Consider the following 13716-nt stretch of genomic DNA (forward strand, 5'->3'; position numbering starts at 1 on the left):
CTTAGTATGGTGAATTGACATCTATATATTTATCAACATTACGTTTTGTCACTTCTTCGGTAGGAATAATTGTCATCTCTTCATATTCCTCCCCCTTTATGATGCTCTCTCCCACCCGGATGGCTTTTTTGACCATTTTCGGGGAATATGTAAGGGAGAAGATGGTATACTTCTCCTCGCTTTTAATCCTTCTATACATTTCCTGCGAGCCTGCCGAGCCTGCAATAACCTTTAGCCTGTCGAAGGTCTTTGGGAAATTTTTATCCGCTTTGTAGGAATCCAGCGCATCCAGTATACCCAGTGCGATTTCGTCATCATGGGTAAAAATGGCCCCCACCCGGTCAATTTCTGCCTGGCTGTGCTTATCTACCCAGTCTTCAAACAATTTTCTGGAGTCATCCCGCCGCCATCCTGTATAGCCAACCTGTTCCTTTGTAAAATTGTCGTGGATGGTCTCATCGTAGCCGTCTGTCCGCTGCTGGGGAACCGTTGACGTGTCGCCCATGACTTCCAGTACCTTTGTGCCGTCCGGAAACATGCCGTTGAAAATATCTGCGGTCTGTATTCCTATCCCTGCATTATCCCCTTTGACTGTGGCAGAGGGAGCAAAATCCGGGATTTCCCTGTCGAAAATAACCAGTGGTATTCCTGCGTCCTGCACAGCCATGGCCGCGGTTTTCAGTGATGCGCCGTCCATTGGCAGCATTATGATGCAACTGACTTTTTTATTAATTAAATTGATGATTTGACCGGATTGTTCATTGGCGTCGGCAGCCACCTTAAATTCATAGCTCCAGCCGTTTTCTGCGGCTATATCCCTTACTTCCTCTTCGGCGTACCAGGAGACACCAACAGGCCAGTCATGAGTCTCCCCGATAACACTGACTGCTATCACAATATTTTTGTTGCCGGAAGGCTTATCCTTATTGAAGTTACTGCAGCCTGAGGAAGATACTGCCGGTATAAAGATAATGAAAAAAATCAGAAAAATTTTTTTCCACATTTACAGTTCCTCTTCTTTCCCCATGGTTTTACCGCCTATAGAAACTGGAAGCATAATCCACTGATTATATAATATTTACTTTATATCATAAAAAACATTTTTGTTGAATCACCAAAAGTCACAAAAGTCAGTTTTAAATACTTTTGTATTAATAAGATACTAGCCCTTCCGGTTCTTGATTTGTACTAATAATAGTCTTATCACGGTTTACAAAAAGTATCAAGTATTTCCAGATGACTTTGTATAACATAATTAAAATAGTCAAAAACTGACGAACTAATTTATTTTTTGTATATTTATATATTTTATGGTAATTTATGGTACAATATGTTTAATAACCAAAATTTTAAAACAGGAGGGTATTACCATGAAAAAATTTATTCGTTTCACAGGTATGGCAATTGTATTAATGCTTTTATTGTCAATAGCTCTGCCTGCCAACATGTATGCAGCATCAGCAGTTACCGTTGACTGGAATACAGCTTACCAGACCATTGACGGTTTTGGTGTATCGGAAGCTTTTCACCAGTCAAATAATATTGCTCTTTTAGGTGAAGCCAAACAAAATGAAATCTACGACCTGCTATTCTCAACCACCAATGGAGCCGGTTTTTCCATCTTCCGTTCAATACTGGGTGACGGCGGAACCTGGGGAAATGCAACCGACGGGCCCAACAAGACAATGCAGCCTTCGGAGACCACCTGGGACTGGACGGCCTCCAACGACGACCAGATACCCATGATCAAAGCCATCCAGTCAACCTATGGTATAAAAAACATACTTTATACCGTATGGAGCCCGCCGGCCTGGATGAAAACCACCGGTTCGGTTGCACGCGGATCACTCAAAACCGACAAGTACCAGGCTTATGCCACCTATTTGGCCGAGCACATTAAAAACTACAAATCAAAATTCGGAATTGACATTACACATATAGGAATATCAAATGAGCCCGACCTGGAAACGGCCTATTCTTCATGTACGTGGACTGCAGCCCAGTTTAAGACATTTATGAGCAATTATCTTGTACCCACTTTTGACAGGGAAGGTATAACTGCAAAAGTTATTGTGGGTGAAAAGATGACATGTTCGGAATCCCTTGCAATAGACAGTCTCAACGATGCTGTCGCAGTGAAAAGAACTGATATCGTGGGATGTCACAATTACGGGTCAACTTATGTGCCGTTTCCTACCACAAAGGCAAAGGGGAAAGGAATCTGGCAGACCGAGATATCTGACATGAACGGCAATGATATTACAATCACAGATGGTTTGAAATGGTCCAGGGAAATTCATGATTTTATGACCGTAACTCAGGGAAATGCATGGAACTACTGGTGGGGTGCATGCTACAAAACATATAACGGAGAAGGCCTCATACAAATGGATATGAATTCCAAAACCTATAAGGTTGCCAAAAGACTCTATACCATCGGACAATATGCAAGATTTATAAGACCGGGCTGGCAGAGAATTTCTGCTACGGCCAATCCGGTATCGGGTGTATATGTGACTGCATACAAAGATCCCTCTACTGGTAATTTTGCTATAGTTGCCATGAATAACAGTTCGGCCGGCCAATCCGTTACATATACCTTAAATGGCTTTTCACCCGCTTCTGTAACACCGTTTACCACCTCAGCAACTCAAAATTTAGCTGAAGGTGCAAAAATAGCCGTCAGCGGCTCCAGTTTTACCGGTACTATAGCAGCAAACTCAATAACCACTTTTGTAGGTTCAACCGGTTCAAGCCAGGAAATCTACGGAGATGTCAACGGTGACAGGGTTGTCGACGCCCTTGACTTTGCTCTTGTGAAACAGTATCTGACGGGCCAGATAAGCACCTTCCCGTCACAGGACGGAATCAGGCTGGCCGATGTAAACAGGGACAGCAGTGTGGATGCTCTTGACCTGGCAATATTAAGGAAGTACCTGCTGGGAGAAATTATAGCACTGCCGGTTAATTAGTTTACCAGACCATAAAAGAATGCCGGTATATTTTTATTAACAAGCAAATGGGAGTGTCTCAAAAACATCTCATTTTGAGACATTCCCATTTTAATGTTCCGTGGCATAAAAATGAAACAAAATAACTTTATTAGGCTATAAATCTCCCCATATCATAGAGTGTATTTATTATGGCACTCACAGCAATCCTCTGGCCGTCTTGAGCCCTCTGATAGCTTCTGAAGCCGCCGGCATCCTGCACAACGGCCATTAAATCGGCAGCATTGCTTGAACCGATAACCCCGCCATTTTCAAAACCAAGTATCCCTATTCGTTCAGTCTTATCCAAACTTACAAGCGGGTGTAAAATATTTTCCGAGTTCCCGCTGGAACTGAAGCCAAGCAGCAAATCTCCATTTCTAACTCCCAGATTTCTGATAATCCTTGTAAAAGCATCACTTTTTAAATATCCATTAATATATCCATTGTTTATACTCTTTGTCATATTTTTAACATAAGAGGTCACATCAAATATTCTGGCATATCCATCAGCCGGATCATCCGCCAGCTCCTTGAGCGCACCGGCAGCAAATGATGCTATGGAAGCACTTCCTCCATTTCCGAAGGCAAAAATCCGGCTGCCTTCTCTAAGCTTTTTTTCTATTGCTGCTGAAATACCGGCAAGATTTTTATTGGAAAAATAACGACCCTTTAATGATCTTAAAAGCAGCTGGCAATATTCCGATAATGCTTCGGCACCCTGATCCTTAAACTCGGTATCAGTTTTAAATGCCAGATTTGCAGACAGGAAATGAAGAACAATTTGAGCTGTATCCCTTGCGACAAGTGTGTTATCCGAGTTGATAAAAATATTGATTCCGGTATACTCCGGAATCCTTTTCATATTTGAAATCAATACGTTTATTCCGCCATTTTCATAGTTATATTCAAATGCTTTCCGGAGTATCCTGTCATCTTTTTCAAACTGCACCCCCACCAGTACATCTCTTTTACCAAAATGTCTCCGCTCTAAAATATCCTTCAGCCGGTACGGACAGGGGCCTTCATTTCTGAAAGCTGTTATTTCAGGGATTCCCATGGTTATGACACTCAAATTGTTTGTTTTCAGGAAATTAAAATTTGCGTGATTTATTATGTGGTAATCCTGCCCGGTGCCAAAAAACATTATTTCATTATGCCGTGCTCTTGCCCGGACCAGCACCCTTGAAAATTCCTCTATTTCATCTATTGAGCTGCTGCATAGCTCACGCAAGGCATTCCGTATTTGCTTCAAATATTGTTCTATTATACCGGCCCGTGTTTTCATATCCGGATAAAATTTTAGCCCTTCTTTCGTTTTTCCTGCTAATACCGCGTTCGTATTCATATTTAATCACCCCTATCACCTCTCGAGCAAAACTTTGCCTCAAATTAATCACCTCTCTCACCAAAAACAGATTTAAAGTTTGAGAATGTATTCATAATATATTTAACAGAAAGGAACATCCTTTTTACATATATGGTAATTTTTACAACAGAATAACACACTATCAATTCGGTAACATTGGTAAATTTACCTAATAAATCCCTTGTTTTGCAACTTAAATTTCTATGTCATGTCTCTGTAAAAATTTTTTATATTTCAAAGCTGTAACCGTACTTTATATCATAGTGAATGGATAGGTCTTCAAAATTTAGATTAGTATAGGATATTGAAATACACACATAATATCGTATAGAAAAATTGGTACGGGAGGTTGCTTATGACTAATCAGGTAATAGTATGGTCTATGCTGATTCTGCCCTGGCTGTCACTCTTCTTTATGAAGAAGGAAGAGATCAGGCGCTGGATGCCGGTTGCCCTATTCACTATGGTAACAAACACAATTATCATAGATATAGGTGTTGGCCTAAAACTGTGGGAAACCCGGGTGAATATCTTTCCACTTGATCAAATGATAAGTTTTGTCTACGGTGTTTTGCCAATAGCCGCAATGTGGATTTTCAAATTCACCTATGGACGATTTTGGCTCTATTTTGTTATTGAAATACTTCTGAGCACTCTTTTTATCCGCGTGATACATCCCTGGCTGCATAGAAGAGGAATATTTATATGGCTAAATCAGGATTTTCTCAAAGGAATCTGGATATATGTAATGACAATCACACATTATTTATTAATCTATCTCTATGGAATGTGGCAGGATGGCAAATTTGCACGGCCTCATAAAAACAGGTCATAATCCTCATCGTCCGGGATAATTTAAACAATAAAACAATTAAGGAACCCTGAAAGTGGGTTCCTTAATTGTTTCGATATTAATTTCGTTCCTGCTCCCTGTTTAAATACTTTTGTCTTGCTGTGATTCAGTTATAAAGTGTCCTGCATAAATTATTCCCGTCAATCCCAGGATATACGTTGCCCATATTACCGCATCCCTGAAATGTACCGTTATTCCTCCGATTCCTGTTACTGCCAGAAACAGGTCTGAAATCACAAACATAAATGCTCCGGCTGCCACCAGCAGGTATTTTTTATGTATTCTTACCAGAGACCAGGAGAAGGCAGCCATTGTCGAAACCCATAGCCCGTATGCAAGTACGCCGTAAGACATGAAACTTTTGTCCTTTGGAAATACTAAAAGCCCCCATAATAAAATGGTTATTGCCCAGTACAGTGCCATAAATATGTAAGAGTATTTGCAAAAAATTGTTAAGCCATGTTTTTTAACGGTTTTTGCATAAGCAAGGATAAAAGAAACATGTGCAAGGGCAAAGAATACGATACTTCCTATAATACCAACTCCAGGGATGACATCCGAATTAATGAGATCTCCGATAAAGCATAGGGACATCCCGATGGCAACATATTTTGTATAAACCTTTGTCCTGTTAAAATGCCTTATTAATAATGCCGCCAGGACAAAGGACAGGCTTAAAATCACTTTTACCGGTACAGCAAGGCCTCCTGACGGATTGGATGTATTTATAACTAAACCGATTGAATAAATGACTAACTGAATTGCAATTAAAATATAAAACATTTTAAACCTCCTTTAAAAAATTAGCAAACAATTGAAATTCAAAAGCATGTTTTTCTAAATTTTAACATAAATCAGCAGGATTTGTAATCATAAATCCTGGAATACACGCTAAAAATAGTTCAAAAAATAAATAACCCCACTCTTTACATTTCCGGTCAAGGGTGGGGTTATAATTATGTAAATTAATTCTACCAGATAAAACCATAACATTTTAAAGAAATATTACTATTAACATTTCTATTAATTTTTACTACTGAGGAAGTTTATCAATCATATTCAACAAATAGCTTTTCAAAACCGCATAATCCAGAGCATTTACTTCACCATCGGCTTTCACGTCTGCCGCCTGCATGTTGACATTCCCCGGAGTACTTCCCATCAATATTTGCTTTAACAATGCAAAATCTATGGTGTCAATGCTTCCGTCAGAATTTATATCTCCGTAAGTAAACCCCGGCTCCTGTTTGAAAGGCTCTTCACCCCACAGGAGTACTCCGCTGTCATATACCGGTATGTAAGGGGTCATGCCCGCAAAAGATACGGCATCATAATCCGGCGGTCCATACAGGTTTTTATAGGACCAGTCATTTTCATTGGAACCGCAGTTATCCTTATACTTTATGGATACATTGGCATCTTTCTCGCATAACTCCCATTCGGCAGGCATTATCTGTGTTCCCGAGAAATCAACGGTGAAATAATAAATATTGTCCTTATATTGCTTCAGTCCGTACAGCTTGGCCCCCTGACTCTGCCCCAGTGTTATTTCCACATCCTCCAGTTTATGTCCCGACTCAAATACTTCGGTAAGATCCATATAGTAGCGTGCAGACAGCTTATCTTTCATTGCTGCAGGCCATGCTGAGCGGTTGTTGATCTGGAACATAAGGTTTAAAGTCCCATACCCCTCGTAAATTATCCAGCCCCTGACAAAATACTCGGTGAGATTATCTTCCTTCGCCCGGAAATCTTCAGGTTTTGGCCAGTTTTCCAGCGGTTCTCCGCCGTACATGTCATACATTTTGGCCAGAGCACCTGCAAAGCCCGCATTGTAATCAGTGGCAACTTCATTTAATGTATAATCGGAAATGTCGTCCTTCCAACTGTCGTCAGATGTGGGACCTCCCACCAGGGCTCCATAGAGTATATGGCGGTGGAAGGCCGGTACGGTAAGCATGCTTGTCCACGAGCCGTGAGCCGTCCTGTGATGCGGGTGTTCAGGTGCATTTTTGCCAAACCCCACTACATAGCTCCCTCCCCGGGGATTATCTCCAAGTGCATAATTTATTTGACTTTCCGCAAATTTATGATATGTATCTTTTTTCGACGCTGTACCTACTGTCTTATCATCAGACCAGACAAATGCCAAAAATGCAGCGGTGGATGCATAGCGCAGGGAACCCCACTGCGAAAGCCATGCCAGACCGCCTGGAGTGTATTTGAGGCCGCCGCCCGGCATCCACCAGTCCAGATTTTTTTCCACCATGGCAGCATATCCTGTGTCATGTGTAACCTGGGCTATTTTCAACGCCGCTCCGTAGCTGACATCATCCCAGCAATGGGTATGCTGGCCTCCCAGTGATGTGACGGGCAAAACAGCTTTTGCCTTATCAAGATAATTGGGATCTCCGGTCTTTATATAAAGCCAGATTGCCCCCCAGGCCAGATCATCAACATAACTGCCCGAAGGATACAAGGTCTTGAGAGGGTTTTTCCCTCTATATTTGTCTGCAAAGCTAAAAAGCTGTTTGGCATGTGTCAGGCAGGTAGAGGCATACTGCGGATCGGTGGGTTCGAATATAATGGATGCAATGGCCAAAGCTGCGGCAGTCTGACCGGCCACATCCGAACCCGGTGTTGTAGAATCAACTTTGAAGGAAGTTCTTTTGGTTCTGTAGTCAAGAAGTTCGTGGGGTATCCATACGGAATGGTCGGATTCCTCATATCCGCACATGTAATACAATACTTCGGGACTTGGATGTGCTTTAATGAAAAAATCCGTAGCCCATTTGATCTCATCCAGTATATCATCCAGCTGTCCGGATTTTTCAAATGCCTCCCTGTATTCATATACGGCCCAGCCCAGCTGTCCGGCGGCATAGGACATGGGATGGGTAAATTTAATCCCGTCGCCGGCATCAGCCCAGCCTCCGGTCAGGTCAATACCCGCATCTTTTCCGTCCGTCATGGCTGCATCGGCACGATACGGCAAAATGTAATTGTCCGGTAAATCACCCAGACGGTTGGCCTTGTAAAAGAGAATTGATTTCTGCAATGCTTCGCCATAATTGTAATAAGAACCGCCTGTTCTTGGCGAAGACGCTGCCTGAACCTTCTGCTGAAAAATTAGTGTGGATAGCAGTAACGAAGTCACAAGTATTACAGCCATTATCCGGAAAAGCTTACCGGATTGCCCTCTGTTTTCACACATAATAATCTCTCCTCCTATTAAATTATCAAAGTCAATTACTATCGGCTAAAGCCGGCAGTGAAACCTTTAAAATAGAATGCTTAAAAGCACATATTCACCTGGACGGCTAGGTTTCAACCGTAATTGAATTTATGACAATTTTATATATAAAAATCGTCCTTGTTACTTAATTATACATTTTTGTAATTTATTTGTACATACCGGAATTTTCGCAATTGTTCATCAAATTAAAATACATTTTCCTGATTTGTAGAGCTATGTTCCGAATACTACCATTTCCATGTATTGTACTGCTTTTTTACATAATTCGTAACACCTGCTGCGGCTCAAATGAAGAATTTCAGCTATTTCCTCCATACTCTCCCCCTGTAAATAGTATTTTTCCAGCAGAGTCCTGTACTTTTCGTTTGACTCTCCAAGGGCATCAAGGGAATCTTCAACAATGTAAACAGAATTATGAAGCCTGGATATCTCATTTCTTAAGCAGTTTATTGCTTCTCTGTACTCATTTTCACAATGAAGCCGGTAATTGTCGGCAGTTTCTTCAACGTTGTTGAGAACAGCCACTTCTTCACCGTTAACTACCGCAAGTTTTAATGTTTTGTCACTATGACCGCGGGCAAACATTTTACTTTCAATATAATCCTTATCTAACTCAGGCGTCATACGCCTTATCTGATTTTCCAGGAAACTGATTCTTTGTTTATTAACCCTGTACTCCCTTAATATTTTTTCCATTGGGATATTCTGTTTCATACGGCACCTCCAGGTCAGCTTTAACTAGTTGTCATATATAATGAAATGTAAAGCTGTTTTTTACAACCTGGATCGGCAAAAAAATCTATTGCGCTCAGTTTTTAATTGTCATTACTATTTAGCGGGCAAATTTTCAAAATATTTCTGAATAGCATGAGCTGAGACATCCCGGGCAGTCTCCCGACAACGCTTTTTCAACATATTCCTTCCGGGCCGTGGAGGCCAGAATTTCACTCAGTACAGACTTCTTTAAATCACCTATCACCGGACCGTGCCAGCATGGGAAAACCAATCCCTGAGGGGATATCCCGATAAAAGTCAATGGCATACCACATCCGCCTGAGGGTAAAATTTTATTTCCATCGAAATATTCAGGAATCCTTCTTATGTACCTGGGAGAAGGCAGCTTGCCCGGCCTGCTTTCCGAGTACTGAGCCAGTTGTTCCATTTCAAAAATAAGATCAGGAATAAGTTCCTCCGGTATAATAAATTCATCTTTACGTGCTTTAAAATTTTCCTGTGACATCATGGTACCCGTAAACGGATTTATAGTAATACAGTGTACCCCTACATCCTCCAGCAGATATTTTGAAAATGTACGAACAATTTTATAATTATGCCTTGAAAGCGTAATTCCGACAGATACCTGAAGTTCGGGAATTTTTGTGCTGTTGGCCAAAAAGCTTTTAATGGCACTAAGTGTTTTTTTAAAATTTCCTTTTCCCCGTATTTTATCATTTAATTCCTCCGGGCCTTCCAGCGACATCGGAATCAAGGAAACACCTGCCTCCAGCAGCTTTTGCGCTTCTGAAGGACCTATAAGCACACCGTTTGAAACCATCATTACTTTTAATTTTAATGAAGCTGCAAAAGCAATAATTTCATAAATATCTTTGCGCATCATCGGCTCTCCGCCTGATATTTCAAGAATTTCTGCCCCCGCTTGGGCAGCCTGCCAGATAATTTCCTTTATTTTTTCCAGAGTCAGATTATTTTCCCGGTTATTGAACTCGGGTACGTCACACATCCTGCAATGCAGGTTGCATGTGGTTGTAACCATAAAATTGACCCGCTTCAGATGAATATCTTCCAGTACCATAACTTCTCATCTCCTCTTCCGGCCAGTTAGCAGGGTGTAGCTTGCAAAAGTCAATAACTATCGGCAGAAGGCCTATGGTTATTGACTTTATGGCCTTTTATCCATCTATAGCCATAGCTCATTTATATACTTGAATTACCCTTTTATACTGGGTTTCATCAACATCTCTGCAAGATTCCTTCCTGACAACCCTGTAGTACCCTCCACCGGCATTATGTATTACTGTCATTAATTCATGATTTTCATTATAGACCAGATCATTTTCAATAATCAGCTTATGTCTGTTATCAATAAGAACATAATTGTATTTCTTGGATAACACAATTTTTTCATTATCCGGCATATTATTTATAATATAGTTGAAATATAATTGATCCAGTCCGAAAAAATCATTTCCGTTATTCAAAACATATTTGTCAATTAAATCGGAAACCTTGATCATGATGTTTCTGGGACCGCATATCATGCCCGCATTTTTTTGCCTTGTTCCGCGAAAGTTTTTACACAGTTTTTTCATTTCTCCAGGCTTCAGAAGATTTAGCAGCTGTCTGTTCCACCAACTGTTATCAAGCGAATAATCTTCAATATAACCTATTTTGTTATTGCAAATTTCAAAAATATCATCTATGGGTTCCTGAAACCACACATCTCCGCCGTCTATACTCATAACATTGGTAATATCAGCCGGAAGACGCTCTATTATTTCCGCCATGTCCCTGAATCTTACCGAAAATATATGTCTGTCCTTGCTGCATTTAATGATTTCTGCATTTTCATCCTCATTCCTAATTCTCTCAGACGCTTCAATACTCATACCGTAATCAAGAATTATCACTTTTCCGTGATAACAAGCAGTATTGCGCAGTGTTCTCAGAAAATCATTTATTAAGTTATTTTCAAAATTTTTATCCATGCAAGTCAGGACAGCTGTGCTTTGCTGTTTTAACATAAAATTATTCCTCCCGCTTTTTAATGGTGGGAAAGCCAATCACCAAAGCTCGTTTCTGCTCAAACAGTATTTTGATCTTTCCTCAGGTGAAAGTTTGCTTATTTTTCTAGATTGGGGAAAGTACTGAGGAATGCTGTTTCTGCAGCCAAGAAACTGAATCCAGATATCCAGGTCGGTGTTCTCGCAATAATCGTGGACCTCGATATCAAGACTTTCCTGTTCCGACAGTTTAATAATATTATCTTTCAACTGGTCAAGCTTTTCCCTGTCTCTAAATTCCAACACTGCTTTATTCTTTTTTCCCGGCTTTATCCCGGCAAATCTCTCCAGGTATATATCATTCGGCATGCCCAGCACGTCCCATATTTCAAGTTCCATTCTCATTGGTACGTTTTTAGCCCCGTAGGGAAGCTTGTTTTCAAATATTGCCTTGTTTCTTTTCACTTCTTCATCCAGATTTGGACCATGCTTATGAAACTGGTGTAAAACCTCCAGCCTGCTGCTTACTGCAAACTGCAAATTGTCCAGGTTATACAGCCGGCAGCCCAGATCCATATCCTCAATCCCCCAGCCTACATAACTCTCATCAAAACCGCTGATTTTTTCCAGACACTCTTTCGGTACCGCCGAATTGCAAGTGGAAAATAATATTCCCGGAGTTCTGACCAGGGAAATGTTATAGGACAGCGAGTTATAAACAAAGTAGGTTATATCGATTAAAGCTAACTTTTTTCTGTTGAAATCATATATCTGAAATAGATTACTGAAGTCAATGAAGGCTCCTTTAGGAAGCATTAACCGGGTTCCCAGAACAACAACATTCCTCTGATAGTTATAAAATCTGTCCAGTTCAGAAAGATGGCCTGGTTTTACTATTATATCCGCATCAATAAACACTATATTTTCTCCCTGTGCCGCTTTCCATCCGAAATTTCTTGCCCTCCCCCGGCTTGAACAGGCTTCCCTCTCAAGGTATATATACTTAAGCTCATAATTCCTGTTTACACCCTTTATATAGTCCCAGGTATCATCCTGAGAACCGTCATCAACCACTATAACCTCATAATCTTCCGGACCATATCCGGTCTGATTGTTCAGAGCCTCAAGAGAATATCTCAGCATAGTCCTGCTGTTATAGGAAGGTATTACAAAACTGAATTTCCTCATATCTCCTCCACAAAGGACATTTTATCTGCCATTAAATACTTGATGAACTTACAAAACACCCTTCATCTCCAGTCTCTCCTTTAGATCCTTCAGTTGTTTTGCCGTGTCTGCATACATCTCCCACAACCTGTATATTTCATCCCGGATTGCAAGCACATCCTGTTCCAGAGTTTCAATTGTTGTCTTTTTATTGACTTCTATTTTCATAGCTCCATCACCTCCACATAAACCGGTGTATTGGCGTATCCCTTTATCTTCAGCATTATTTGATGCACTCCCACATTCGGGTTTGAATACTCAATACACCCGTCGTCAATTTCATATTCCACGCCGTTAATGGATGCTATTGTACCCATGGGCACGTAAATGGATGTTGCTTCCTCCGGCTCAATGTATAATTTTGTGATGCGGTAGGGTACAGGTTCCTTTTTTACAAAAGCTCCGTTTCTGTATATATAACCTGATGAATTGAATAGCAGATCAAGATTATATGGTGTTTCTATCCCTATATAGTTTCCCTGGGGGACAACCTCCCTTAATTCTGGAAGACGGCTGCTGTCGGTGTACGCACCGGCAATATTTCCGTCAGCATCCACAATCATCAGCTGAAACATATAAATCCCTCCCTTAATTCCATGCTATTTCAATATAGTTGGCATAGCCGGACCTCCATGAACCGTCATCTGCCATCGCTTTAACAGTCACTGTTAAAGTGACCTCATCAAGGGAGCATACATATCCCAGCCTTGTGGTATCTCTGGCTACAGTATGAGTGTTTGGATATGTCCCTGCAGTTGTCACCGGAATATCGAAGGTATTTCCGTAAGTGTCTATGGATGCAATGGACACCAGGTATTTATGATTTTGATATCCCGGTGTAGGAGCAATTTTCATCTGGTCAAGTATTGTTCCTGTTTTTATTGAAAAAGGTGCTGCATGTGTATGATTAACAGGAGCAAAAGCATCGGCATGTTTGCCGTCAAGTGTGTCGGCATCTCCTGTAATGCTGGCCGGCAGCCTGGCATCGCCATTCAGTTTCAGCACCTTGTTTGCGGTGGCAGTGGAAACTATGTCTGCAAGATTTGTGTCGGGTGCTTCATACCATTTGTCTTTACCGGTGATGGCCTTGATTCTGTTGGTAATCCATGAAACCCACTGGAACAGTTTTGCAGGGCCGCTTGAAGCCGGTACAAGCGTTGGGTCTGCAGATGGTGTAAGTGCAGCATCAATATTGTCGAAATTCGTATTCAGATCGTCAACATTTACGAGATCAGTTCCTCCCGGTTTTTTAAAATCATAATTAGCTGTAAATTGCATAC

General features: G+C 41.0%; 13 protein-coding genes. 2 read left to right on the top strand and 11 right to left on the bottom strand.

The genetic code is table 11. The features are described from left to right. Position 1: 1 nt before the first annotated feature. Positions 2-1003 carry a substrate-binding domain-containing protein gene (locus tag T344_RS0107670; protein ID WP_027628217.1) on the bottom strand — a complete coding sequence of 334 codons (1002 nt, stop codon included), beginning with the start codon at positions 1001-1003 and terminating at the stop codon, positions 2-4. A 367-nt stretch (positions 1004-1370) separates the two neighbouring features. Here T344_RS0107670 and T344_RS0107675 point away from each other — a divergent pair, with 367 nt between their 5' ends. Then, positions 1371-2972 (top strand): dockerin type I domain-containing protein, encoded by a 1602-nt coding sequence (locus T344_RS0107675; protein ID WP_027628218.1) that lies wholly within the window; start codon positions 1371-1373, stop codon positions 2970-2972. A gap of 130 nt (positions 2973-3102) precedes the next feature. Here the strand turns inward: T344_RS0107675 and T344_RS0107680 are convergent, their stop codons facing one another. Then, positions 3103-4338 carry an SIS domain-containing protein gene (locus tag T344_RS0107680; RefSeq protein WP_027628219.1) on the bottom strand — a complete coding sequence of 412 codons (1236 nt, stop codon included), beginning with the start codon at positions 4336-4338 and terminating at the stop codon, positions 3103-3105. 376 nt (positions 4339-4714) lie between these two features. On the opposite strand from T344_RS0107680, the gene T344_RS0107685 reads away from it, so the two are divergent. After that, positions 4715-5194: a hypothetical protein gene (locus tag T344_RS0107685; protein WP_004623586.1), complete on the top strand. Its 480-nt coding sequence runs from the start codon at positions 4715-4717 to the stop codon at positions 5192-5194. A gap of 99 nt (positions 5195-5293) precedes the next feature. Here T344_RS0107685 and T344_RS29645 read toward each other — a convergent pair whose 3' ends face one another. The 9 genes from T344_RS29645 to T344_RS0107730 form a co-directional block, all read right to left on the bottom strand. Next, positions 5294-5995, bottom strand: a complete 702-nt coding sequence (locus T344_RS29645; protein WP_027628220.1) for a lysoplasmalogenase family protein — start codon at positions 5993-5995, stop codon at positions 5294-5296. Between the two features lie 250 nt (positions 5996-6245). Continuing rightward, entirely contained in the window at positions 6246-8426 is a 2181-nt protein-coding gene (locus T344_RS0107695) for a glycoside hydrolase family 9 protein (protein WP_027628221.1), read from the bottom strand. A gap of 255 nt (positions 8427-8681) precedes the next feature. Beyond that, positions 8682-9182, bottom strand: coding sequence for a sigma-70 RNA polymerase sigma factor region 4 domain-containing protein (locus T344_RS0107700; protein WP_027628222.1), 501 nt, complete (start codon positions 9180-9182; stop codon positions 8682-8684). Positions 9183-9315: 133 nt separating this feature from the next. Further along, positions 9316-10281, bottom strand: coding sequence for a radical SAM protein (locus T344_RS0107705; RefSeq protein WP_242842038.1), 966 nt, complete (start codon positions 10279-10281; stop codon positions 9316-9318). A gap of 118 nt (positions 10282-10399) precedes the next feature. Further along, positions 10400-11230, bottom strand: a complete 831-nt coding sequence (locus T344_RS0107710; protein WP_027628224.1) for a hypothetical protein — start codon at positions 11228-11230, stop codon at positions 10400-10402. Between the two features lie 39 nt (positions 11231-11269). Beyond that, positions 11270-12397: a glycosyltransferase gene (locus tag T344_RS0107715; RefSeq protein WP_027628225.1), complete on the bottom strand. Its 1128-nt coding sequence runs from the start codon at positions 12395-12397 to the stop codon at positions 11270-11272. Between the two features lie 48 nt (positions 12398-12445). After that, entirely contained in the window at positions 12446-12604 is a 159-nt protein-coding gene (locus T344_RS30970) for a hypothetical protein (protein WP_154669427.1), read from the bottom strand. Then, positions 12601-13011 carry a hypothetical protein gene (locus T344_RS0107725; RefSeq protein ID WP_027628226.1) on the bottom strand — a complete coding sequence of 137 codons (411 nt, stop codon included), beginning with the start codon at positions 13009-13011 and terminating at the stop codon, positions 12601-12603. The genes T344_RS30970 and T344_RS0107725 overlap by 4 nt, the downstream gene beginning before the upstream one ends. A gap of 13 nt (positions 13012-13024) precedes the next feature. Then, positions 13025-13714 carry a hypothetical protein gene (locus tag T344_RS0107730; RefSeq protein ID WP_027628227.1) on the bottom strand — a complete coding sequence of 230 codons (690 nt, stop codon included), beginning with the start codon at positions 13712-13714 and terminating at the stop codon, positions 13025-13027. Positions 13715-13716: the final 2 nt, after the last annotated feature.

The organism is Ruminiclostridium cellobioparum DSM 1351 = ATCC 15832 (genome assembly GCF_000621505.1).
Lineage (GTDB): Bacteria > Bacillota > Clostridia > Acetivibrionales > DSM-1351 > Ruminiclostridium > Ruminiclostridium cellobioparum.

Coding starts and splice junctions, on each gene's coding strand:
- T344_RS0107670 (WP_027628217.1), bottom strand. CDS start 1,003: ATGTGGAAAAAAATTTTTCTGATTTTTTTCATTATCTTTATACCGGCA.
- T344_RS0107675 (WP_027628218.1), top strand. CDS start 1,371: ATGAAAAAATTTATTCGTTTCACAGGTATGGCAATTGTATTAATGCTT.
- T344_RS0107680 (WP_027628219.1), bottom strand. CDS start 4,338: ATGAATACGAACGCGGTATTAGCAGGAAAAACGAAAGAAGGGCTAAAA.
- T344_RS0107685 (WP_004623586.1), top strand. CDS start 4,715: ATGACTAATCAGGTAATAGTATGGTCTATGCTGATTCTGCCCTGGCTG.
- T344_RS29645 (WP_027628220.1), bottom strand. CDS start 5,995: ATGTTTTATATTTTAATTGCAATTCAGTTAGTCATTTATTCAATCGGT.
- T344_RS0107695 (WP_027628221.1), bottom strand. CDS start 8,426: ATGTGTGAAAACAGAGGGCAATCCGGTAAGCTTTTCCGGATAATGGCT.
- T344_RS0107700 (WP_027628222.1), bottom strand. CDS start 9,182: ATGAAACAGAATATCCCAATGGAAAAAATATTAAGGGAGTACAGGGTT.
- T344_RS0107705 (WP_242842038.1), bottom strand. CDS start 10,281: ATGGTACTGGAAGATATTCATCTGAAGCGGGTCAATTTTATGGTTACA.
- T344_RS0107710 (WP_027628224.1), bottom strand. CDS start 11,230: ATGTTAAAACAGCAAAGCACAGCTGTCCTGACTTGCATGGATAAAAAT.
- T344_RS0107715 (WP_027628225.1), bottom strand. CDS start 12,397: ATGAGGAAATTCAGTTTTGTAATACCTTCCTATAACAGCAGGACTATG.
- T344_RS30970 (WP_154669427.1), bottom strand. CDS start 12,604: ATGAAAATAGAAGTCAATAAAAAGACAACAATTGAAACTCTGGAACAG.
- T344_RS0107725 (WP_027628226.1), bottom strand. CDS start 13,011: ATGTTTCAGCTGATGATTGTGGATGCTGACGGAAATATTGCCGGTGCG.
- T344_RS0107730 (WP_027628227.1), bottom strand. CDS start 13,714: ATGCAATTTACAGCTAATTATGATTTTAAAAAACCGGGAGGAACTGAT.